This window comes from Weissella viridescens, from assembly GCF_014789145.1.
Classification (GTDB): Bacteria; Bacillota; Bacilli; order Lactobacillales; family Lactobacillaceae; genus Weissella; species Weissella viridescens.
The window spans coordinates 874853-897962 of the sequence record NZ_CP061835.1 but is presented as its reverse complement, the minus strand read 5'-3'; the positions used below and the strand labels follow the sequence as shown (position 1 = coordinate 897962).

17 protein-coding genes are annotated in these 23110 nt (G+C 39.1%); 11 read left to right on the top strand and 6 right to left on the bottom strand.

Annotated elements, in window-relative coordinates:
- Positions 1-10: 10 nt before the first annotated feature.
- Together IE337_RS04475 and IE337_RS04470 are read right to left on the bottom strand one after the other, a co-directional pair.
- The gene (locus IE337_RS04475) at positions 11-595 is read right to left on the bottom strand and encodes a pentapeptide repeat-containing protein (protein WP_191135945.1); all 585 of its coding nucleotides are present in this window, start codon (positions 593-595) and stop codon (positions 11-13) included.
- Between the two features lie 22 nt (positions 596-617).
- Entirely contained in the window at positions 618-1571 is a 954-nt protein-coding gene (locus IE337_RS04470; RefSeq protein ID WP_191135944.1) for a dimethylarginine dimethylaminohydrolase family protein, read from the bottom strand.
- Positions 1572-2069: 498 nt separating this feature from the next.
- On the opposite strand from IE337_RS04470, the gene fba reads away from it, so the two are divergent.
- The 7 genes from fba to spxB all read left to right on the top strand — a co-directional run bounded on the left by fba (position 2070) and on the right by spxB (position 15806).
- On the top strand, positions 2070-2948 hold the full coding sequence (gene fba / locus IE337_RS04465) for a class II fructose-1,6-bisphosphate aldolase (RefSeq protein WP_191135943.1): 879 nt from the start codon (positions 2070-2072) through the stop codon (positions 2946-2948).
- A 192-nt stretch (positions 2949-3140) separates the two neighbouring features.
- On the top strand, positions 3141-3740 hold the full coding sequence (locus IE337_RS04460; protein WP_057743732.1) for a cadmium resistance transporter: 600 nt from the start codon (positions 3141-3143) through the stop codon (positions 3738-3740).
- Between the two features lie 121 nt (positions 3741-3861).
- A complete protein-coding gene (locus IE337_RS04455) occupies positions 3862-7299 on the top strand; it encodes a CDP-glycerol glycerophosphotransferase family protein (protein ID WP_191135942.1) in 3438 nt (1145 codons plus the stop codon).
- 103 nt (positions 7300-7402) lie between these two features.
- On the top strand, positions 7403-8584 hold the full coding sequence (locus IE337_RS04450; protein ID WP_191135941.1) for a CDP-glycerol glycerophosphotransferase family protein: 1182 nt from the start codon (positions 7403-7405) through the stop codon (positions 8582-8584).
- Positions 8585-8751: 167 nt separating this feature from the next.
- A complete protein-coding gene (locus IE337_RS04445; protein ID WP_191135940.1) occupies positions 8752-12219 on the top strand; it encodes a CDP-glycerol glycerophosphotransferase family protein in 3468 nt (1155 codons plus the stop codon).
- Positions 12220-12346: 127 nt separating this feature from the next.
- A complete protein-coding gene (locus IE337_RS04440) occupies positions 12347-13726 on the top strand; it encodes a polysaccharide pyruvyl transferase family protein (protein WP_191135939.1) in 1380 nt (459 codons plus the stop codon).
- 256 nt (positions 13727-13982) lie between these two features.
- The gene (spxB, locus tag IE337_RS04435) at positions 13983-15806 is read left to right on the top strand and encodes a pyruvate oxidase (protein WP_057743719.1); all 1824 of its coding nucleotides are present in this window, start codon (positions 13983-13985) and stop codon (positions 15804-15806) included.
- A gap of 69 nt (positions 15807-15875) precedes the next feature.
- Here spxB and IE337_RS04430 read toward each other — a convergent pair whose 3' ends face one another.
- Together IE337_RS04430 and IE337_RS04425 are read right to left on the bottom strand one after the other, a co-directional pair.
- The gene (locus tag IE337_RS04430) at positions 15876-16478 is read right to left on the bottom strand and encodes a LysR substrate-binding domain-containing protein (RefSeq protein WP_191135938.1); all 603 of its coding nucleotides are present in this window, start codon (positions 16476-16478) and stop codon (positions 15876-15878) included.
- A gap of 6 nt (positions 16479-16484) precedes the next feature.
- A complete protein-coding gene (locus IE337_RS04425) occupies positions 16485-16751 on the bottom strand; it encodes a LysR family transcriptional regulator (protein ID WP_191135937.1) in 267 nt (88 codons plus the stop codon).
- A 121-nt stretch (positions 16752-16872) separates the two neighbouring features.
- Between IE337_RS04425 and IE337_RS04420 the strand changes: the two genes are divergently transcribed.
- The 3 genes from IE337_RS04420 (at position 16873) to IE337_RS04410 (ending at position 20349) form a co-directional block, all read left to right on the top strand.
- Complete coding sequence (locus tag IE337_RS04420; RefSeq protein ID WP_191135936.1) at positions 16873-18495, top strand: malolactic enzyme; 1623 nt, start codon at positions 16873-16875, stop codon at positions 18493-18495.
- 154 nt (positions 18496-18649) lie between these two features.
- On the top strand, positions 18650-19399 hold the full coding sequence (locus tag IE337_RS04415) for a hypothetical protein (protein WP_191135935.1): 750 nt from the start codon (positions 18650-18652) through the stop codon (positions 19397-19399).
- Positions 19400-19449: 50 nt separating this feature from the next.
- A complete protein-coding gene (locus IE337_RS04410; RefSeq protein ID WP_191135934.1) occupies positions 19450-20349 on the top strand; it encodes a hypothetical protein in 900 nt (299 codons plus the stop codon).
- Between the two features lie 1225 nt (positions 20350-21574).
- On the opposite strand, the gene IE337_RS04405 is transcribed toward IE337_RS04410, so the two are convergent.
- On the bottom strand, positions 21575-22192 hold the full coding sequence (locus IE337_RS04405; RefSeq protein ID WP_191135933.1) for an NAD-dependent epimerase/dehydratase family protein: 618 nt from the start codon (positions 22190-22192) through the stop codon (positions 21575-21577).
- A 69-nt stretch (positions 22193-22261) separates the two neighbouring features.
- Here IE337_RS04405 and IE337_RS04400 point away from each other — a divergent pair, with 69 nt between their 5' ends.
- The gene (locus tag IE337_RS04400) at positions 22262-22633 is read left to right on the top strand and encodes a DUF1304 domain-containing protein (RefSeq protein WP_191135932.1); all 372 of its coding nucleotides are present in this window, start codon (positions 22262-22264) and stop codon (positions 22631-22633) included.
- A gap of 39 nt (positions 22634-22672) precedes the next feature.
- Here IE337_RS04400 and rbsD read toward each other — a convergent pair whose 3' ends face one another.
- Positions 22673-23095 carry a D-ribose pyranase gene (gene rbsD, locus IE337_RS04395; protein ID WP_057743691.1) on the bottom strand — a complete coding sequence of 141 codons (423 nt, stop codon included), beginning with the start codon at positions 23093-23095 and terminating at the stop codon, positions 22673-22675.
- Between the last annotated feature and the right edge of the window lie 15 nt (positions 23096-23110).

Here is a 23110-nt window from a genome sequence, read left to right as displayed (position 1 = left end):
TACGTCTTTTTTATTTAATTTTAACACCCAGATTTATCATGAAAATAGCCGCTTGTTCTTGGTTTAAAGTACAGCCAGCCATGAGTTCTGGTGAAAAGACGAGGCTTTCAAAGTTACTCTTGGAGAAATCTACGCCTTTGAGTGAAGTGCCACCAAAATCAGCGCCGTCTAATTGGCATGCAACGAAAGTTGTTTTTTTAATACTGAGTAGGTTTTGGAAATAACTTTCAGTTAATTGCGTGGTTTGAAAAGCGGTGTTAGTCATTTTTGCTTCAGAAAAATTAGCATAGAGGGCGTGACAGTTTGTATAGCGCGTATCTTTTAACTGTGTCTGCGCTAGGTCGATACCAACTAAGCGACAATTTTCAAAAAGGCTGCGATAAATGATACTACCTGACCAGTCTGTATTGGAGAAATCACAGTGAATAAACGTACAATCTAAAATTTCACTTGCGTCAAAATTAATGGTTGAAAATGTGCATTTTTCAAACTGCATGGTATCTAGTCGTAAGGGGGTGTCATCATTAATGATGACACAGTTGGTATAGCTTTCACCGTATTCTAAATCAGAAATTGGAAGAGTTTCATCTGTCATATATTAGTTCATCCTTTTTTGGTTAGGTTAGGCGTTGTAGTGGTTGAGTTGTGCAACGGAAGCTTCCGCCAAACATACGTGAAATTTGGTAATCCAAAGCGATGACCTGAATGCCATGTGCCTCAATGCGTGGAATCAGTTCAGTAAAGGCAACATCAGTGATATACGTATGTTCATCGATTGGTAGACCATTGCACATTAGTTGCGTTGCTTGCGCCAGTGTGACGTCAATGTGTTTCCATTCCTTAAGTTGGTCAGGGACGCCATCTATAAAGGCTTCTGGGCAGACAATCATGAGACCAGGACGCAATAAGCTTAGGGCACAATCAAGATGCAAAATATGGGGATGCAGTTTCACTGGAATTATATGATAATCGGATCCCAATGTATCAGTAAGCCATTGAATCCCAGTGATGTCGCTTGCTAAGCCAGAATAACCGACCAGTATATCATGGCCAAGGACGAGTACATCACCACCTTCTAAATAACCTTTGGAAACGCTGATGTAGGGGGCGTTGGCTGCTGTTGTTGCACGAACGAGATAGTCATTGATTGTATCAATTTCATGCTTACGATGTGGCAAACGTAAATGACCTTTGATAACTGTTGAGCCAATTGTGAAGAAAGGATCACGCACAAAAAAATTACTGTAGCCATCACCAGAGGCAAGCCCGCGTTCCTTTTCCGTGGTATTCAGTAACCGAGGACGGATGACTTCAATACCAAATTGGTAAAAGACTTCAATTAGGTTCTGTTTTTCTGCCAACCATTGCTGATTGAGTTTTGGGTATGCTGTGGCAAAATCTTCAGAATAGTGCCCAACTTCAATGTCGGCATAAGTCTCATCTAGAAAGTCATACTCACCATTGTCCATTTCGTCGTAGACGGCTTGACTGGAAAAGGCAAATTCAGACTGTGCTAGGACAACTTTTTTTAATGGGGCAAATTCTGAAATAACGTTAATTGTGTCTGACATGTGATGTGATTCCCTTCGGTGGTTTTTACTTAAGTATAACAGAGTCCAGCACAGGCAAAATAAAAAGCAGATTTGCAATATGTTATCTGCTTTCATTTTGTTATTAATTGGCTTGAAGGCCGGTTTTTTGGTAGCTTTGAAGTAGGGATAAGGGCGACCATTCGTATTTAAACCAAGAGAGGTGTTGAATTTTTTGGTGCCATCCATACTCAGAGCTATTTGTTGCGACACCTGCATGTAAATGAGTTAGCTTTACCAGCCGCAATGAATCAAATACCTGTAAGGAGGCTGTTTGGTTTCGATTAATTTAAAACTAGTTCAAATAAATAAATATTAAATTCGTTTTTAATAAAAATAAAATACAGACATAAAATGGCGCAGGCGGTGGGCATTTTGATTTATGTAAAAAAATGTTATTCTAAAGGTACGGCCCCACAAGATAGGGGGTCATTTGCCAATGAACTTTAATAACAACCATTAAAAAAAGAGGTAACAAACATGATTACAAATGGTGTCGATATGCTACAAAAAGCACGAGCAGAACACTATGCCGTGCCTGCTTTTAACGTGAATAACTTGGAATGGGCCAAAGCAATCTTACTTGCTTGTGAAAAAATGCAATCACCAGTGATGATGCAGGTCACGGGTGGCGCTGCCAAGTATATGGGTGATTTTAAAGTGGCGCATGACTTGATTGCTGATTTATATGAGGCCCTTAATATTACTGTGCCTATGGCAATTCATCTCGATCACGGGACTGAAGCTGATGTTCACGAAGCCTTACAAGCAGGCTTTACATCAATCATGTTTGATGGGTCTGCGCTACCATTGGATGAAAATGTAAAAAAGACAGCAGAAATTGCTGATTTAGTTCATGCTCAGGATAAGCAATTGGAAGCCGAAGTCGGAACAATTGGCGGTGAAGAAGATGGGGTCATTGCAGACGGTGAAATTGCTTCGCTTGATGATACCCTTAAGATGGCAGAGACTGGTGTCGATTCACTTGCTGTCGGCATTGGAAATATTCATGGTAAGTATCCAGCTGATTGGAAGGGATTGCACTTAGATCACTTGAAGGCGATTACGGACATGCTTTCTGAGAAGCTGGGTCGAGACCTACCATTGGTCTTGCATGGTGGTTCTGGAATTCCCGACGATCAAATTCAAGAGGCGATTAAATTGGGTATTGCTAAGGTAAATGTCAATACTGAAGGACAACTCGCTTTCCACACAGCCATTCGTGATTTTGTGCTTTCAGATAAAGACCTACAGGGTAAAAACTATGATCCTCGTAAGTTCCTTCAACCAGGAACGGAAGCCATTCAAGCAATGTGTGAAGATCGCATAAAAGTATTTGGTTCACAAAATAAAGCATAATGGAAGGGCGTGTACGCATGTGTACACGCTTTTTTTGTTAGCAAAGCAAGTTGAATCAGTTAGAATATGAGAAGTCGCCATCGATGGATTTACACGATGAAATCAATTGCTGCTATAACATTTATTATTAAAAATGGTACAATAATGAATACGTAGAGTCATTTATAAAGAGTAGAAAAGGGAAACAGGAATATGATACATTTTATTGTTTCAGTGATTGTGGCTTTTATAAGTAGTAATTTGGATGATCTCGTTATCCTAACGATTTTGTATGCTGAAGCGACGAATCGCAAACAACGTTCGACTATTTTATTCGGTCAGTTGCTGGGAATTGGGGCCATCTTAGTCTTAAGTATTGCCTGTGTGACAATGCTCCATGCTTTTAATTTGAATTATTTGAATCTACTGGGGATTTTCCCGTTATTGATGGGGATGAGCGGCTTTTACAAGTTATATAAGGCTGATGAAACAGCTAAAAAAGAAACGGCCTATCATACTAAGGTTCAAAAGCAAGTGCATACAGCCACAGGATTGACTTTAGGGACGATCATGACGCTTACCATTTCAAATGGAGCTGACAATATGGGCATTTACATTCCATTGTTTAGTAAGTATTCCAATGTCCAAATGTGGGGTGTGCTTGGCTTATTCATTATCATGATTCCAATTTGGTGTTGGATTGGTCAACTTATCTCTGATTTACCAGTCATTAGAAACTTCGTTCAAAAATATCAAAAGATTTTGGTTCCGGTCATCTATGTTGGGCTGGGTCTCTATATCTTATTCACATAATAAAATAGCGGGTTCGATAAAGCTGTCGAGTCGTGATACATATGCGCTTGAATGTGCGCAGAAATTCAGAAGGGCCTTTGCGTCTCTCTGAAAAGAATAAATTAGAAATGTAGGAAGAAGTATGAAACTATGGTTGTTTGGCTCATATAGTTGGCAAGGAAACCCTAAAGCACTTTTGATGTACATGCAAAAGCACAATGCACAAACGCATGACGTTTGGTGGGTTGCTGATACACGTGATGAAATGCGGCTAGTTAAGCGTCTGGGGTATAAGGCGATTTTAGCGAGCTCAAGTAAGGCTGCAAAACTATTTGCTGAAGCTGATGTCTATGTTACGGAAAACTTCCGTGAAACATACCCAGCTAGTCTAAATCCAAACGCGATTATTCTAAATCTATGGCATGGCGTTGGGTTAAAGCATATCGAACTTGGTCTTGGTGCCGAATCTGCTTTGGCTGATGGTATTGTTAAAAAATACGTCCGAAATTATCCACTATATAAGAATAATCTCAAATTTTTGGCGACCTCTGAGGTTATGGAAGAACATTTCATTGAAGACATGCCACTCGATGGAGCGCAAATCATTAAGGGGGGGTATCCACGGAATCAAGTTTATCGAGATCCTGAAATGCGCACTGACCACGGGGCATTGGACTTTATTGATAATTTCGATAAAGTTTATTTATATGCACCAACATATCGGTATAAAGATGTTAATGGTGCATTCAAGCAACTCTTACCTGATTTAAAGGCAGTTGCGGATAAGATGGCCGCCCAAAATGGTTTATTTATTTTAAAGTTACATCCATTTATGTTAAAAGATCCAGAATATCAACAAGCGATGACAGAGTTTTCAAATCATCCAAACCTATTATTTTGGGACGATAAGTATGATGTTTACGAAATTTTCAATAAAATCACGGTAGGTATTATTGATTACTCATCTATTTTTTATGATTTATTGGAAAGTGGTGTTGATCAATTTATCCGCTATATACCTGATTTTGAAGAATATACCAATGATTCAGAATTGATTGGTGATTACTTTGAGTTAACAGGTGGAACGATTGTGACAAGTTTCAGTGATTTACTGACGTCATTTAATCAACCACAGTCGCCAATTGAAAACAAAGCCTTTTTGATGACCTATTTCTTTGGATATGAGAAAACGACAACGATTGATTATTTGATTGAAGATGCGGATGCTGCGCAACCCCGTCATCGTCAATACCCTGAATTACACACATTTGATATTTTTGATACCTTAATTAAGCGAGACACGCTTGAACCCATCAGCATTTTTGCTGAAGTTCAAGAACAACTCGTAGATTTTGAGGAACCATTTGAACGGTATTTGATTGATAACTACCAAACAATTCGCCAAGAAGTAGAGGCGGACTTACGAGATGTCTTTAAGAAGACGACATATGAGCGTCAATCTAATACGTTTGAAGTGACATTGCAAGAAATCTTAAGTCGTTTACAGCAAAACTACCATCTTTCAGATGCGCAAACAGCTTTTCTATACGAACAAGAAGTTTCGGCTGAAATTAGTGCAGTTCAACCCATTCAAAAACGTATTAACATGCTATTTGAGCTGATTGCAGCTGGAAATGATGTAAAGCTTGTTTCGGATATGTATTTGCCGAAAGCAGTGATTCAACAAATGCTTGAGGCAGCTGATCCACGTCTGGTCGAATTACCACTATACGTATCAAGTGAAGTTGGTTACCAAAAGTCGACCGGTAAGTTGTTTGATTATGTTTTCTTTGATAGTGACTATCATTATGCTAAGTGGGTCCATTATGGTGATAATAAACACGCCGATGGCAAAGCCCCACGCAAACTTGGTATCCAAACATATAATCATGATATGGATACATTTGTGCCAAATGAGCAATGGTATGTTGAACAGGCTCAAGCGCCATATCGTTATGATGCCTATAAGCTGGCAACAGTCTTCCAACGCCGCCGACAAGCACTTGTTAATCAAGCAAATATGACATTTGATATGTCAGCTTATTATGCCTATGCCTATATTGGACCAACATTTGTCCCTTACGTGCATTGGGCGTTAACTGATGCCATTGAACGTGGTTATGAGACCCTGTACTTTATTTCACGTGACGGATATTATCTGAAGCAAATCGCGGATGTGATTATTGCTGAAGAACACCTGTCAGTGAAAGCGAAGTTTATCTATGGCTCACGTAAGGCCTGGCGTGTCCCTTCTTTTATCAATGAGGTGGATCCAGCATCATTTACACCGTTTGGTATGTTTACTTTGATGGATAGTTTCGATGACTTGGTAAAATCAAGTCAGTTACCGGAAGCGGAGTTACTTGAACTCTTACCAGAGCTAGAAACATATCGTCACGCACCAACCTTAAAAGGGGCCGTTGCGAATACAATTCGTGAAATTTTTAGTCAATCTGAAGCTTATCAGAATCGGTTGTTGGAAATTGCGGCAGAGCGACGCCCAATCGTTACGGATTACTTGAAACAAGAAATTGATTTTGATGAAAAATTTGCCTTTGTTGAGTTCTGGGGTCGGGGGTATACGCAAGACACGTTAACACGACTGTTGGAAGATGCTGCTGGGCATCCCGTTGATAATCCGTTCTATTACGTCCGAAACTTTACAGATAATGATGGACATTCCATCCGTCATCGCTTTACGCAAATGCCGGTTAACTTTAGTCCGTTTGAATCAATTTTTGCAACGACGCCATATAAGAGTATTCCGGGATACGAACGAGATGTTGATGGCACAGTTAAGCCAATCATTACCCGTCAGGAAAATGAATATCATGCGGCAATAACTGAAAATATTCAGTTATTTGCGCGTGACTTTGTCAATTTACATGTCGCAGACGGCCGTGAATTCGATCGCTTTACTGGTGAAAGTGCCTACAAGTATTTCTTTAAGCACCCATATGACGGGTATATCACATCCGTCTTTGCACGATATAAGGATAATGTGGCGATGTACGGTGAACCACAAGAATATGCACCGATATTGAGTGCAAAGCAGGTGCAATTTACAACACCACGCCGATTACGCCAACAAACGCGAAATCTCGAAATGTCATTGAGTCGTTCATCTGACAGTGCTCGGGCTGCATATCGCCGCATTCAAAAGCTTAAGCGCGGTAAGGTTACGGATATTCCACAAACGAAAGTCCCATTCCCAGTCAACGATTTGGGTCGGTATGTGCATATTGAAACTTTCCCATGTCGGGTTGTGTTGCAAGAAAAACAATTTGTGTATGCAAGTGTGCATTGGACCAAGGTAGCCAAGAGTAAGTATGTCTTGCAAAAGGGCACTGTTATTACAGTTTTGGGCATTGATTGGACCAGCCAAGGCGTGCCAAGATTACGCACTGAGCTTGGTTATATTTCGGCCAATAAGCAACAAACTGCAGTGACATTGAGTGCCGATGCTGATAACATTATCAAAAAGCCACTGCGTTTACGTCCATATGTGCGTAAGCAAGCTAAAAAGGGTAAGAAATTGCTTAAAGCAATTTTGAAGCGAACCCCTGGCTTTGATATTTAGGCGGCAATCACAATATTGTAGTACAATTGAATTAGAACGCGATGAGTGTTGTTTTTGTGCAAACAAAAACGACACTTTTTGTATTACTGAGAGGGGTACGAGGATGAACTTGAAAAAAATTTCGGATAAATTGAATCTATATTATCAGCGCGTAAAAAAACTTTATTTTAGAGTAATCTATGTGATTTTTAAATCGGTTGTACCAGTACGCCAAAACCACGTGGCTTTCTTGTCGGATTCTCGATCAAGTTTGTCAGGTAATTTTGAATATATCGTCAATGAAATTAACCGACGTGACGACCCATTCAAAATGGCATTTGCCTTGAATGGTACCAACTATCAAGCTAAGTCATTTTGGATGTACACCAAAATTGCATGGCTGATTGGTACCAGTAAATATGTGCTAGTTGATGATTTTTATCCGCTCGTCTATCCACTCAAGATTCGTAAAAACGCTGAACTTATTCAAGTTTGGCATGCGGTGGGAGCTTTTAAAAAATTTGGCTTTAGCCGAGTTGGGTTACCTGATGGACCTGATCCAAAATCTAAAAATCACCGAAATTACACAAAAGCGATTGTTTCTTCAAAGCATGTCGCACCGTTTTATGCGGAGGGATTTGGCATTGATGAAAATCGGGTGTGTCCCTTAGGGGTGCCGCGTACGGATCTCTTCTTTGATGACGAGAAAAAAAGCGCGATTGTGCAAGAATTAGAAGAAAAATTAACATTCATTCAAAATAAAAAAGTCATTCTATTTGCACCAACTTTTCGTGGGCGTGGGCAGTCAAATGCCTACTATCCGTACGAATGGTTAGATTTTAAAGCCCTCCATGATGCGTTAGCGCCATTAGGTTACGTGTTCTTATTTAAAATGCACCCATTTATTAAAGAAGCGGTGCCGATTCCGGAGGTCTATTCGGATTTCTTCTATGATGTTTCTAGTTCACGTGAGATCAATGATTTGCTATTGACCACAGATTTGCTGATTACCGATTATTCATCAGTCATCTTTGAATATAGTTTACTAAAGCGTCAATCAATCTTTTTTGCACCGGATTTAGACGAATATCGAGCCACGCGAGACTTTTATGTCAAGTATGAAGATTTCGTGCCGGGTCCGATTACGGCTAATATGCCGGGGTTGATTCAAGCAATTGAAAATAGTGACAATCAGAGCCAAACTAAGTTACAGGATTTTCTTGATTTTTATTTTGATGATTTAGATGGTCAAGCATCAGCGCGTTTTGTAGATGCATTGGAAACTGATTTTGGTCATTTAAAGTAGTTTGAATTGGCGTGAATCATTTATACATTTCCATACGATTGCAATTATTGATGGACGTACGATGCGGGACTATCGTGTTTTAAATGTAAACGTTATAGTGTATAATCATCCGAGAGAGATTTAGACAGTTTTCTTGATTTTGTTATAGAGGGATATAGGACATAAAAATGAAACTCTGGTTATTTGGAACATATAAATGGCAAGGAAATCCAAAGGCTTTGCTGATGTATATGCAAAAACATAATGCTCAAACACACGAAGTTTGGTGGATTGCTGATACAAAAGAAGAGGCACAAATGGTTGCCCGTCTTGGTTACAAGGCAACATATGCGCAATCAAATAAAGCAGAACAATTGTTTAAGGATGCCGATGTGTACGTCACTGAGAATTTCCGTGAAAGCTATCCAGCATCTTTGAATGAAGATGCCATTATCCTTAATTTATGGCATGGTGTCGGGTTAAAGCATATTGAATTGGGGCTTGGACCTGATTCAACGCTTGCAGAAAGTATCGTGCGTAAATATGCGCGTAACTATGCCTTATATCGCAACAATCTGAAGTTTTTGGCTACCTCACCGGCAATGGAGAGCCACTTTGAGGCGGATATGGGATTGACGGAAGATCAAATTATTCGTGGTGGATACCCACGTAATAGTGTGTATCGTGAACCGGGTATGCGGACGGACAAAGGCGCACTTGATTTCATTGATGATTTCGATGAGGTTTATTTGTTTGCACCAACGTATCGCTTCACAAACGTGAATGGTTCATTTAAGACGTTATTACCTGACTTGGGGGCAATTTCAGAGAAGATGGCCAAGCATAACAATCTCTTCATATTGAAGCTCCATCCATTCATGCTAGCAGATCCAGAATATTTACAAGCTGCTAAGCAATTTGCAGATGATAAAAATATTTACTTTTGGAATGACCAATATGATGTATACGAAATCTTTGACAAAATCACGGTTGGTGTCGTCGATTATTCATCAATCTTTTATGACTTGTTGGAAAGTGGTGTAAGTAAGTTTATTCGCTATATTCCGGATTATGAACAATACGTGAATGATTCTGAACTTATTGGTGATTACTTCGAATTGACGGGTGGAGATATTGTCATGTCATTTGAAGGCTTATTGCAAACATTTGATACAGACATTGAACCAATTCAAAATAAGTCATATTTGATGGACTACTTCTTCAAGTACGAGCAAAACCATTCCATCGAAGAGTTGATTCGTGCGGCAGATGAAGCACAACCTAAGCATGAGCACTTTCCAGAACTACACACCTTTGATATTTTTGATACGTTGATTCAACGTGATGCGCTTTCACCTAATAGCATTTTTGCGAAGGTTCAATCGGCAATGGTCAATTATACTGATGAACCATTCTCAAGTTACTTGCTTGAAAACTATACGAAAGTTCGTAAGCAAGTAGAAGCAGATGAGCGTGATGTCTTTAGAAAGACAACTTATGAACGTGATACTGATAAAATTGAAGTAACGCTTCAGGATATTCTCGGACGATTACAAGCGAACTTCAACTTAAGTGATGCACAAGTACAGTTCTTGGCTGAAACGGAAGCACAATATGAAATTGATGCAGTGCAACCAATTCAAAAGCGTATTGATTTACTCTTTAAGTTAAAAGAAGCTGGAAATGATGTGATGTTGATTTCAGACATGTATTTGCCTGAACACGTTATCAGAGCAATGGTGACACGTGCTGATTCACGTTTAGCTGATATTCCAATGTACGTTTCAAGTTCAGTTGGTTATCAAAAGTCAACGGGACGCCTCTTTAGCTATATTTTCTTTGATATTGATTACCATTATCAAAAGTGGGTCCACTATGGCGATAATAAGGAAGCTGATGGAACCGTGCCACGTCGATTAGGCATTCAAACGTACAATCATGATATGGCTGACTTTGTTCCGAATGAACGCTATTTTGTGGACACTGCTGACCGGAGTGTTGCCTATGATGCGTATCGTTTAGCGACCTTATTCGAACGTCGTCGTTGGGAATTGATTGACCCAAAGCAGATGCAATTTGATGCGCCATCATATTACGCATATTCATTCGTAGGACCAACATTTGTGCCATATGTAAACTGGGCTTTGCGTGATGCGATTGAACGCGGATATCAAACCGTGTACTTTATCTCACGAGATGGTTACTACCTGAAGCAAATTGCGGACGTCTTGATTGAAACTGAACAGTTACCCATCAAAGCAAAGTTTATTTACGGATCTCGTAAAGCTTGGCGTGTGGCGTCATTTATTGATGAGGTCGATCCAGCTTCATTCACACCATTCGGTATGTTTACAGTGATGGATGATTTTGATGATATGGTGAAGTCAAGCCAATTGCCAGAAGAGGAATTGTTGCAAATTTTGCCTGAATTAGAGGGTTATCGAAATGAACCAACGTTGACTGGTGATATTGCAGTGGGAATCCGTGAAATCTTTAGTCAATCAGAGGCTTATAAGAACCGCTTGCTCGAGATTGCAGCAGAGCGCCGACCAATCGTTACAGATTATTTGAAGCAAGAAATCAATTTTGACGAAAAGTTTGCCTTTATTGAGTTCTGGGGTCGTGGTTATACGCAAGATACTTTGACTCGTTTGTTAAAGGATGCCGCTGGAAAGGATGTTCCAAATCCATTCTATTATGTTCGTAATTTCACTGAGACAACTGGGGAATCAATTCGTCATCGTTTCACACAAATGCCAGCGAACTTTAGCGATTTTGAATCTATCTTTGCAACGACACCATATGAGAGTATCCCTGGTTATAAGCGGGTTGACGGTCGCGTTGAACCAATCTTTATTCCTAAGGAAAATGACTCACACCAAGCCATTTCAGAAAACATTGAGCGTTTTGCAAAGGATTATGCCGAGCTAAATGTCGATGATCCTGATCGCTTTGATCGTTTTGTTGGTGAAAGTGAGTTTGAGTACTACTTCAGACACCCATTCGATCCATATATTTCATCTGTCTTTGCGCAATACAAGGATAATTTGGCGATGTATGGTAAAGCACGTGCATTTGCGCCAGTGTTAACACGAGCAGATGTAACGTCATGTAAGTCTATTGAAGAATTACGAACTAAAACAAAGAATATTGGGATGTCATTGTGTCAGTCACCGCAAAGTGCGCGTGATGCCTTCAAAGAATTACAAATTAAAGAAGGTGTGCCAGTTACAAATATTCCAGCAGTTACAAATGTTTTCCCAATCAATAACTTGAACCAGTACCTTAAACTAACACAAGCAGCACCGTTCAAGGTTGAGCTATTAAAAACACAATATGCCTATGCTGGTGTAAAGTGGGTTGAAAGTGCGCAAAGTAAGTTTACCCTTGAAAAGGGAAGTATTCTTACGGTTGATGGTATCGATTGGAACATTGGAGGTGTGCCACGTCTACGCACATCAGTTGGTTACATTTCAGCTAACAAGGGATTAGTACGCATGGTTACAGATGCAAATGTGGCTGAAAACATTGTGAAAAATACTCAACCATCACTAGATTTAGAAGAACTTAAAACAAAGGCAAAGAAGAAGGTAAAGAATGAATTACGTTCAGCTTTGAATTTAGCAAAGTCACTTCCATTCTTGGATGGGAAATAAAACATCAAAGGCAATCTTATCTCCGGGTAAGGTTGTTTTTTTGATGTTTCGATTGTGGTATACTTTGCAACGTTTACCTATTGAATTGAATTCATGAACGTTTGAGCGAAAAATGGAGATGCATGCTATGAAAAAATATCTCATGAGAAGTGGACTACATCCGCTTGAATATAAAACCCCGGGTGACTTAATTGCTCGTGACTTCATCGGCACAAATTCAGGAAATATGTTGTATGCCTACGGTATTTTTCGTAATTTAGTGAGTCCGGATGTCACGATTGAAAGTGATGAATATGTTGTCAGCATGAGCAAAGTAGATGACATTAACACAAATTATGACGGTTATATCATTGCCCTTGCAGACGCAATCCGCCCAGACTTTATGCCGACGCTAAAGGCACTAACAAATGTTATTCGGGCTTTGAAAATACCAGTTTATCTCATTGGTATGGGGGTAAGAGCAGATTATGGTGTTGCAGAAGCAGATTTACATTTTGAATATGATGATATTGTACGTGATTTTGTAGCTGCAGTTTTGGAGAAGTCTAGTGTAGTGGGCCTGCGTGGTGACATTACGGCGCAATATCTGAATAATCTTGGATTCAAGCAGGGTGAGGATCATGTGGTGATTGGTTGCCCCTCAATGTACGCGTTCGGTCCTCAGTTAAAAATTAGGGACCTACGAGCAGATTTTAGTCTACAATCGAGTCGATTTAAAACTAATATTTCGAAGAGTGCGCCAGAAAAAACGATGGATTATATCAGCAACTTACACCGTGATTATGCACATGTTAGCTATATTCCACAGGAGTATGATGAGTTTAAATTGTTATATAGTGGTGGGTCAACGTCTTCAATCAATCATTACCCATCAAATATTCATGACCCAGCGTATGCGAGTGGAGAAGCCCAATTCTTTTTAAATGCACCGACATGGATTAACGAAATGAAGCATGCGGATTTTAGTATTGGAACGCGTTTCCATGGAAATGTCGCAGCAACGTTAGCCGGAACACCCAGTGTGACGATTCCCATTGATGCGCGGATGCAAGAGCTTGTTGAGTTTCATGGGTTACCATATGTTTTGCCAGAACGATTAGATGAAAACCCGTCGCCTGAAGCATTATTACAAGAATTGGATATGCATGCGCCTGAGCGAAAGCAAGCGGCTAATTTCGCTAACTTCATTACGTTTTTGAAAAAGAATGGTTTGGAACCGGCCATCGAACAGGATCCTAAAATGACATACGCGGATCGACTTGAACAGCAGGCGAACCTATATCGTGCGGTGGCTTCATCAGAACAAATTTCTGATGTTGAACGACGATCACGGCTAGCTGAAGGGACTACGGCTAATCTAATCAAAGAAAAGCGTTTAAGAGCAGCAATCAGGCATAATCAAGAGAAAAACCAAGCCTTAACAAACGAAAATGATAAATTGCATGCACAAATTGAACAACTCAAAAAGCAATTGAAAACTGCGACTGAAAACCCTGATGAAGATTAAATCAGGGTTTTTGTTTTAGTTTCATTGGTTTAAAAATTTTGAAGGAGGCTGGAATTATTAACTACACTAAACAAGGGACACAGAGTTATTATTATATCGATAATGTCCAAACTAATATTGCTAAAATGCAGCAATTAACGGATGATTTATTGAAAATCACATGCTAAGTCAACTTTCCTTGACACGACTCAGACAATCCGCTACAATAAAGTAAAGAAAGCGCTTACAAGAGCGTTACATCAAAGGAGGCTTACTTATGTCAGATAAGAAGATTTCAGCAGGATTAGCAGCGTTAAAGGTTATGGAAGGTTGGGGTGTTGAAACCATTTATGGGATTCCATCAGGAACATTAAGTGGGTTTATGAATGCCATGGGTAATCCAGAGAATAAGATTAACTTTTTACAAGTTAAACATGAAGAAGTTGGTGCGATGGCTGCCGTAATGCAAAAAAAGTTTGGCGGTAAGCTGGGTGTGACAATTGGTTCTGGTGGACCTGGTGCAACCCACTTGATTAACGGTCTGTATGATGCAGCCATGGATAACGTACCTGTTTTGGCCATTCTAGGTTCAAAGCCAGTGCGTGAATTGAATATGGATTCTTTCCAAGAATTGAACCAAAACCCAATGTATGAAAATATTGCGGTTTATAATCGTCGTGTGGCAACGCCAGAACAATTACCTCATTTGGTTGATGACGCCATCCGTACGGCAATCGCCAAGCGTGGAGTAGCAGTCCTTGAAGTACCAACTGACTTTGGATTTGCTGAAGTTGATGAGGAATCACTGTACTCAACACCACTTTATTCTTCTGGAGCTGATTTCCAAAACTATCGTTCTGCTCCGGTTCTGGATTCAGAAATTGATGCTGCTGTTGATCTTCTTGAACAAGCTAAGCGTCCAATTATTTATGCTGGTGTGGGGACAATGGGGCATGGAAGTGCTGTTCAAGATTTAGCACGCAAGCTTAAGGCTCCGGTCATTACAACGGGTAAGAACTATGAAACTTTCGAATGGGACTTTGAAGGATTAACTGGTTCAACTTTCCGTGTTGGTTGGAAGCCTGCTAATGAAATGGTCCTTGAAGCGGATACAGTGTTATTCGTTGGTTCAAACTTCCCATTCTCTGAAGTACAAGGAACTTTCCGAAATGTTGATAAGTTTATCCAAATTGATAACAATCCTGCTATGCTAGGTAAGCGTCACGAAACAGACGTTGCCATCCTTGGTGATGCTGGTGAGGCAATTGATGCAATTTTGGAAAAGGTAACACCTGTTGAAGAATCAGCCTGGTGGAATGCTAATATCAAGAACGTACAAAACTGGCATGAGTATATGGACAAGTTGGAGCATAAGACTGAGGGACCATTGCAAGCCTACCAAGTTTATAATGCCATCAATAAGTATGCAGACGAAGATGCCATTTACTCAACTGATGTTGGGAATGTAACGCAATTGTCACTACGTCACTTGCACATGACGCCAAAGAACATGTGGCGTACATCACCATTGTTTGCCACAATGGGAATTGGTTTGCCAGGTGGTATTGGGGCCAAGAAGACTTATCCAAACCGCCAAGTTTGGAATTTGATGGGTGACGGTGCCTTCTCAATGACTTATCCAGATGTCGTTACAAATGTCCGTTACAATTTACCAGTCATTAACGTTGTCTTCACAAATACAGAGTATGGCTTTATTAAAGACAAGTATGAAGATACCAATGAATATAACTTCGGAGTTGATTTCACTGATGTTGATTACGCTAAAATTGCTGAAGCTCAAGGGGCAGTTGGATTAACGGTTCGTCGAATCGAGGATATTGATGAAGTCATGCAAGAAGCTGTGACTCAATATAAGCAAGGACGTGTTGTCGTCGTCGATGCTAAGATTACCCAAGACCGTCCAATTCCGGTTGAGACATTGAAGGTGGATCCAAAGCTTTATGGTGATGATGTTGTTAAGGCGTACAAGGAAAAGTACGAAGCTGAAGACCTTGTACCACTTCGTGAATTCCTTGAAGCTGAAGGACTAGAATCACGTTATATCAAGGAAAATGATAGTGATAACAAGTACAGTTTCTAACGGTTACGTATAAATTTTACTTATGATATTTAAAAAGACGTCCGACTCTTTTAAGAGTTGGACGTCTTTTTAATCGAGATGGTTAATAAGTCCCTCAAGTTCACGAGTCATGGCGTCGGCATGCTCTTGAATGCGACTTACAGCATAGATGTTAAAAGTTGGTAAATCTACGTCAGTTAGTTTAATCTGCTTTAAATCTTGATCGGCATCGGTTAGGGCGAGGGTAGTGATAAAACTCATGCCACCGTGTTGACGAACTAAATCCTTTAGTAGGGTAAGATTACTCGTTTGGTACGAAATAGAAGGGTGCACACCACTATTTTCACTAAGTTGGGTAAAGACTGAATTGTGAACAAAACTTTCATTTAATAGGATAAATTTTTGTTGGTCTAACTCTTTGAATGAGAGTTGGTCTGGAGTGGTCTGATCTGCAGTAATGAGTACAAAGGGATAGGCACTAATCTGTCTACATTGGACATTTTCGAGTCCTGTAGGTGGTGTAGGCGCACCAATGAGGGCCATATCTAATTGACCGAGACTAACCTTATTAATTAAATCGATACTACCATTTTCAATGGTTTGTACATGTTCTAAAAGATTATGTTCAAGTAGTAAATGACTGAGTTTCGGAGCGTAGTAGGTAGCAATGATTGGTGGCAGTCCTAGCGTCAATTTTTGCTACGTCTGCAGCTTGATTTCAGATTGGGCAAAATGATATTCGGCGACGATCTTTTGTGCAGCCAAATAGAGTGTTGAACCTGCGGGAGTTAGCGAAATGGTTTTATGCGATTGGTCCCGGTTGATTAACTGGGCTTCAAAGTGTTCTTCGAGTCGTTTAATGGCATACGTCACACTGGGCTGACTAATATCAAAGTGCTTGGCGACGGCTGTAAATGAGTGTGTTTCAGCTAAATCAATAAAGTAAGATAAATCATTTATGTTCATGGACTGCACCTGCTTCATATAAGTATATCTTATTATACCATGTAGGTTTGACTATAATTTTTGGTGGCGACTACAATGTGGATATACATTAAATAAAAAATAATTTATGGAGGCATTAAGCATGCGTGGATATGAAGTATTAAATAACCCATTTTTAAATAAAGGGACTGGTTTCACCGAAGTTGAACGTGAAGAATTGGGGCTAGTTGGACTACTTCCTAGTCACGTTCAAAGTATTGATGAGCAGGCCAATCAAGCCTATGCACAATACCAAACAAAAGCAACAAACTTGGAAAAGCGGCTTTACCTTTCACAAATTTTTAACGAAAACCGGACGCTGTTCTTTAATTTATTGGATAAGCATGTGGCCGAATTTATGCCGGTTGTCTATGATCCCACAATTGCTGACTCCATCGAAAACTACTCAGCTTTATTTGTGAACCCGCAGAATGCCGCTTTCTTAGACATCAACCATCCTGAAAACATCCAGGCAACTTTGGAAAACGCAGCCGATGGCCGTGAAATTGACTTACTTGTGGTTACCGATGCCGAAGGAATCTTAGGTATTGGTGATTGGGGTGTGCAAGGTGTTGATATTGCTGTTGGTAAGCTAATGGTCTACACTGCTGCTGCCGGTATTGACCCTAGCCACGTGCTTCCAGTTTCTATCGATACTGGAACCGATCGTCAGAGTCTTTTAGATGATCCAGCTTATCTTGGTAACCGTCAACCACGTGATCGCGGTGAAACTTTCTTTAACTTTGTAGATAAATTTGTTAAAACAGCGCAATCATTGTTCCCAGAAATGTACCTACATTTTGAAGACTTTGGTCGTTCAACAGCAACTAAGATTTTAAATACGTATAAAGCGGACTGGCCAACCTTTAATGATGATATTCAAGGAACCGGGATTGTTGTCACAGCAGCAGTACTTGGTGCACTCGCCATTACTGGTGAGGACATCAAGGATCAAGTTTATCTAACTTATGGTGCTGGTTCCGCTGGAACTGGAATCGCAAACCGTGTCTTAGCTGAATTTATGCAACAAGGGCTTTCTGAAGAAGAAGCGCGTCAACGTTTCTATATGGTCGATAAACAAGGGTTGTTGTTCGATGATGATGAGACCTTAACTGATGAGCAGCGTCCATTTGCCCGTTCACGTGCAGAATTTGAGCATCCAGAAGCACTAACAAATTTGGAAGCCGTTGTTAAAGCTGTCCACCCAACGGTATTAGTAGGGACATCGACCAATCCTGGTTCGTTTACCAAGGAAATTGTTGAAGAAATGACTGCCAATACACCACACCCAAAGATTTTCCCACTTTCAAATCCAACGCGTTTGCATGAAGCGATGCCTGCTGACATTATTAAATGGTCTGATGGTAAGGCCTTAGTTGCAGCAGGGGTTCCAGTTGATCCAGTGACATATAATGGTGTCACTTTTGAAATCGGGCAAGCCAATAATATGCTCGTCTATCCAGGACTTGGTTTAGGAACGATTGTTTCACAAGCACGTATTTTGTCTGATGGCATGATTTCAGCTGCCGCCCATGCATTAGGTGGTATGGTTGATGCAAGTCAATCAGGTGCACCAGTCTTGCCACCAGTATCAAGTCTACGTGAGATGTCAGAACGTGTGGCGATTGCTGTGGCAAAGGAAGCCGTGGCCGAAGGAATCAACCGTAAGTCAATGCCTGACGTTGAAGCAGCTGTAAAGAATGCTGAATGGATTCCAGAATATTAATATTGATAATAAAACACTGCTTAACGTACCTCATTGCCGTTAAGCGGTGTTTTTTTTGTTTATAAAAGTAAATCGTTTCGTCATGGACCTGTTTATCGGTATAATGAAAATTAAATGCATAAATTAAGGTAGTAAATTAATCGGGGAGATAGTGATGCCATACGTAATTGAACAAGATAGAGCAGTTATAAAAGAGATGACGCAAGAATTCTGTAATCAATTGCAGAATTATCGTTTTACGGATCAATTGGATAATCTTTCTAAAAAAGAGGGTGTAGAATTTGATAATTTTGCTATTCGATTTAAAGATGATGATATGTTTTGGTCTAAGTATGATTTACCTCAGTCGATAGATAAAAACTATGCCGTTGTTCAAACTGAGTTATTATTTGAAGATGAAATTTTTGAAATGGGTGGAGATGTGGTCGTAGCATACACACCATTGGATGTTCTATTTGAATGTATGGTAAATGAGGTTAATGAATATATTAAAAACGGATGCGATAATTTGGATGAGTTAAAGCAAATATTGAAAAATGCTAAGAAAAATTTTGGACTAGCAGGTTGGAAATATTCTGGTGGCCTCATGAATCAACAGAACATAGTTGAAACACCCCAGCTAAGTAATATAGAAACGCAACGGATCTTGCGCATTAAATCGAGTGCTAAAAGTATACTGAACTATGTCTATACAAATGGCTTAGATAAAAAAGGGTATGGTAGTGTAGAAGCAATTGTCAGACAAATGGATAAAATAATTATTGCAACCGATGTACCAACAATTAAAAAGTATGCGGGCTTTGCTAATAGCATGACTAGGTGGTATGTTGATGATTCAACAGACTATCAAAGTCCCTTAATTGAGAAATTTTCTAAGTTGGACGATAAAATAAAAAGATTGTAATGTATCAGTAATTGCACATAGATCTAATCATGGAGAGTGCTATAGCCAAGATGAAAAAGAAAATAATTGCTTTATCGATGCTTGTCGGATTGGGAATTGTTTTTGGAACAGTATTAGTCCGTTGTCATTATCAAGAAAAACAGGAAGTTAAAACAGTAAGCAATCAATACTACAAGACCGCTAAAACAGAAAATAAAAAAAGTGGTGTAAAGGATTATTTAAAACCTGCAGCTCCTGATAATTCTGATATCACCATTTATCGGAGAAAGCAAAATAATAAACATTACTATATTAAGGCTAAAGAAGTGGGTATAGATACAAAGAGTCCAATCGTCGTGAATGGTAAGGGGCAGCTGTTAGGAAAAAGTGTATATATTCCAAGTTATGACACCCAAAAAATAAAATACAAACCATACGTCCATTACTATGAAGTTGATTTAAATAAAAGCAATAATATAGTGACATTAGTTAATCACAAGCAGATTGAGAAAAGTATAGGGTCAATCGTATATGAATCTCACAAATACTGCGTTAAGCATGCGGTAAAAAGTAGGAGAGCAATAACGCAATCTCAGATTAGTAAAAACCCACAGCTATTAAATGCAGCAATCATATTTTATGGGTATTCAGAGATAAGTCAATCTATTGAAAGATGGAATGAATTAGCGGAATCAACCTCAGGCTGGAAAGTATATATTGAAAAAAATGGGCGACATTTGGTGTACGAAAATAAGCACGCTAAGCAGAGTGATATAAAGTTACGACCAAATGAATATCGTATTCAAAATGATCAGATTACCTACGAGAGTTTTATTGTTCACGCAAATGGTGAAGTGATGAAAAAAACAGTAAGCCTTCAAACCATTCTGAATTACGTAAATAGTGAACAAGATAGAGTAGCAGAAGTGTATAACATGGAACACGAAATCTCCATTGAACATCTAAGGTAATACTGAAAAAACACAAACGCCCGCCTATAGCGGTTTGTGTTTTTTTATTTGGAAATGAGGTAGCGATGGTATGAATTCAATTTAAGCCTCTCCTAGCGAAAGCAAAATTAGATAGTATGTTTATGTGTAATTAGTTGCTTTAGTGCTTTAGTTTGTAAGATACTCGTCAAAGCCTGTCGTATCTAATAATTAGAACAAAGAGATTTGAATTAGTGTCTAGCTAATATGCTTTAAAATATCAATCATCTTAAGTAAATGCCAGTCAATAGATGCCAATAAATGCAAAAATACGGTTTTATCTTGAAACCAAGGATTGTATAACAGTCATTATTTTATTATTTTGTAATGAGCATTAATCTACAAACTGTACTTTGTAGATTAAATTATCTGTAGTAACATGCTAGCAAACAATTTAGGTTTATAAAATTAAAGAAACTCGTAATAGTGTCGTAATAGTGTATTGTAAGCAATTTTAGCTCCTATGAAAAAATGTTGAGATTTGACATGAAAACTAACAGCATTAAACTCAAACTACATTGAATAACTGGGAGTAATCTGTTAACTAGAAAATGTCATTGCTAATGATAAAGTATGAACTAATAGTTAATAATACTTTCTACTAAAGCTGTTTGTTAACTTAGTAGTTGACAAACGTCGCTAAATGTTAACTAACGATAATATATATTATGTAAACTAGATTAACTAAATTTGGCCGTGCATTACAGTAATGCCCCCTTTACTATATTAGACAACTTAAACTTATGATTCTTGATTCGATACCAACGGTGTCGACAAAATTTGCTTTGAGTCAATCGATAGCTATTGATTGATAACGGAATACCTATCGCAATGACTAATAGAGTTAAAATGCAGATTTAAATTATTGATACAACGATGAAAGTTCCTCAAAAGATTCATAGTCAAATTTTTATCAGTTTACCTCTATTGAAATTTAATCTTACCAGGCCACTAAAAGCACTCATTTCGTAACTTCGTTGAGATTATGATTGTACCGATTAATTTGTACTAAATATAGATTTGTTGACGATTCTAGACTGTCGTTATTAGCGCAGTTTTTGAACTGTATGCAACGATTTAAAATAAGTGAATAAACGCTCTTTTTTGTAGTTTCACATCTTTTGGGATAATAAAAATACCATTAGTTAATGAATGCTAACTAATGGTATTTTTAGGCTTTAGTAGCCCATTTAGCTATGAAATAAACCTAGATTCGGTGCGTCAATGGCGTGTTTTTATGCTTTAAGACTTGATCAACTGCACTAGCGAGATCCCCTCGAGTGACTGGCCGATACTGCTTCAAAATCGTCAAATGACACTGGTTAATTAAGAAATTGAGTGTTCTTCCCAGCCAATACGTGCTTTTACGCTCAGGCCCATACACGAGTCCTGGATAGACATTATGAGCACGCGAACCTAATTGTTGATCTGCATAATCGGCAACAGCATGCTTAAATGCCATATATTCAGGGATTGGTGCAGCGTTTGCATTAATAAAGAGAAAGCTCGTCTTGCTATCTTTAATCGCATCAATAGCCTGCAAAGCCGGCAAAAGGCTGTTTTGTTCGTATGAAGTCTTATTCTTTCGACTTGGCCGAAGAATACCAACACAATCAATTACCCAGTCCGCTTCAGCAATTTCTGTCTGCCAAGCGCCCTTTTTCGTTAAATTGGCAGCTTCATAATGTACACCAGCTAAGTGTTTCTGTGGATCGCCACCAGTTTTAGAAATGCTTGTAAGTGTGTATGCTGAATTTTTTGAAAGCTCTTGTAAAATACCGCTACCGACAAACCCGGTACCGCCGAGCACAACAATGTGAGTCATATGGGTCCTTTCTAACGCGAATATGCGAATGTTTGTTACAATAAGACTCTAAGAAAAGAGGAATTGAACATGCAAATGCTATTATTAATTTTAACAACATTGATTGGTTGCTTACACCTATTCATTATGGGGCTAGAAATATTTGGTAAACCAGAAGCGCAAGCTAAGGCCTTTAATATGCCCTTTGAATTCGTGAATCAAGCTAATGCCAAAACTGCCTTAGGAAATCAAGGTATCTACAATGGATTATTTGGTTTAGTCATTCTTGCAACTAACTTCATTTTACCCGTTTCGCAATCCGCGCAAAACAGTTTTATGATGTTATTGATGCTATTTGTCTTCGGTGTCGGCTTATATGGTGGCTTTACGGCAACAAAAAAAATCTTTCTCATGCAATGTGTGCCATCGGCCACCGCATTGTTATTAATCTACTTAGTTTAATCTGAAAAACGTACTAACCGTTGCAGTTAGTACGTTTTTTTATTTAATCGCAGTACCAATGAAATCAACATCGGATTCGAGCACAATGTTTGAAAAAGGCGTCACTTCCCCCGTTCGCACAGTGGCAATATTATTTTCATCACGAGTCATCGCCTTTAACTCATCGTGGCTCACCCATACAATTTCCACGTTATCGTCTAATAATGTTTCAATCGCTTGTAATTGGTCAGGATTTTCGGTTTTAATGGCTTGTGCGAGATAAACCTTTTGAACCTTCATTTCTGAAAGTGTTGCTTCAAGGACATCAATAAAGGTTGGTAATCCACGAACAACAGCTAAATCAATTTTACGACCATCATCACGAATGGGCAGGCCTGCATCACCAATTGAAAGCCATTGTGTATGCCCGATTTGTGAAATAGCATTAGCTAGTTTGGTATTTAAAACATTTGTCTTACGCATTTGGACATCCGCTCC

What these genes read in the sequence shown, in the direction of transcription:
- IE337_RS04445 (WP_191135940.1), top strand. Translation starts at nt 8,752, where the DNA reads ATGAAACTCTGGTTATTTGGAACATATAAATGGCAAGGAAATCCAAAG.
- IE337_RS04405 (WP_191135933.1), bottom strand. Translation starts at nt 22,192, where the DNA reads ATGACTCACATTGTTGTGCTCGGCGGTACCGGGTTTGTCGGTAGCGGT.
- IE337_RS04410 (WP_191135934.1), top strand. Translation starts at nt 19,450, where the DNA reads ATGAAAAAGAAAATAATTGCTTTATCGATGCTTGTCGGATTGGGAATT.
- rbsD (WP_057743691.1), bottom strand. Translation starts at nt 23,095, where the DNA reads ATGCGTAAGACAAATGTTTTAAATACCAAACTAGCTAATGCTATTTCA.
- IE337_RS04440 (WP_191135939.1), top strand. Translation starts at nt 12,347, where the DNA reads ATGAAAAAATATCTCATGAGAAGTGGACTACATCCGCTTGAATATAAA.
- IE337_RS04425 (WP_191135937.1), bottom strand. Translation starts at nt 16,751, where the DNA reads ATGAACATAAATGATTTATCTTACTTTATTGATTTAGCTGAAACACAC.
- fba (WP_191135943.1), top strand. Translation starts at nt 2,070, where the DNA reads ATGATTACAAATGGTGTCGATATGCTACAAAAAGCACGAGCAGAACAC.
- IE337_RS04460 (WP_057743732.1), top strand. Translation starts at nt 3,141, where the DNA reads ATGATACATTTTATTGTTTCAGTGATTGTGGCTTTTATAAGTAGTAAT.
- IE337_RS04475 (WP_191135945.1), bottom strand. Translation starts at nt 595, where the DNA reads ATGACAGATGAAACTCTTCCAATTTCTGATTTAGAATACGGTGAAAGC.
- spxB (WP_057743719.1), top strand. Translation starts at nt 13,983, where the DNA reads ATGTCAGATAAGAAGATTTCAGCAGGATTAGCAGCGTTAAAGGTTATG.
- IE337_RS04415 (WP_191135935.1), top strand. Translation starts at nt 18,650, where the DNA reads ATGCCATACGTAATTGAACAAGATAGAGCAGTTATAAAAGAGATGACG.
- IE337_RS04450 (WP_191135941.1), top strand. Translation starts at nt 7,403, where the DNA reads ATGAACTTGAAAAAAATTTCGGATAAATTGAATCTATATTATCAGCGC.
- IE337_RS04420 (WP_191135936.1), top strand. Translation starts at nt 16,873, where the DNA reads ATGCGTGGATATGAAGTATTAAATAACCCATTTTTAAATAAAGGGACT.
- IE337_RS04455 (WP_191135942.1), top strand. Translation starts at nt 3,862, where the DNA reads ATGAAACTATGGTTGTTTGGCTCATATAGTTGGCAAGGAAACCCTAAA.
- IE337_RS04470 (WP_191135944.1), bottom strand. Translation starts at nt 1,571, where the DNA reads ATGTCAGACACAATTAACGTTATTTCAGAATTTGCCCCATTAAAAAAA.
- IE337_RS04400 (WP_191135932.1), top strand. Translation starts at nt 22,262, where the DNA reads ATGCAAATGCTATTATTAATTTTAACAACATTGATTGGTTGCTTACAC.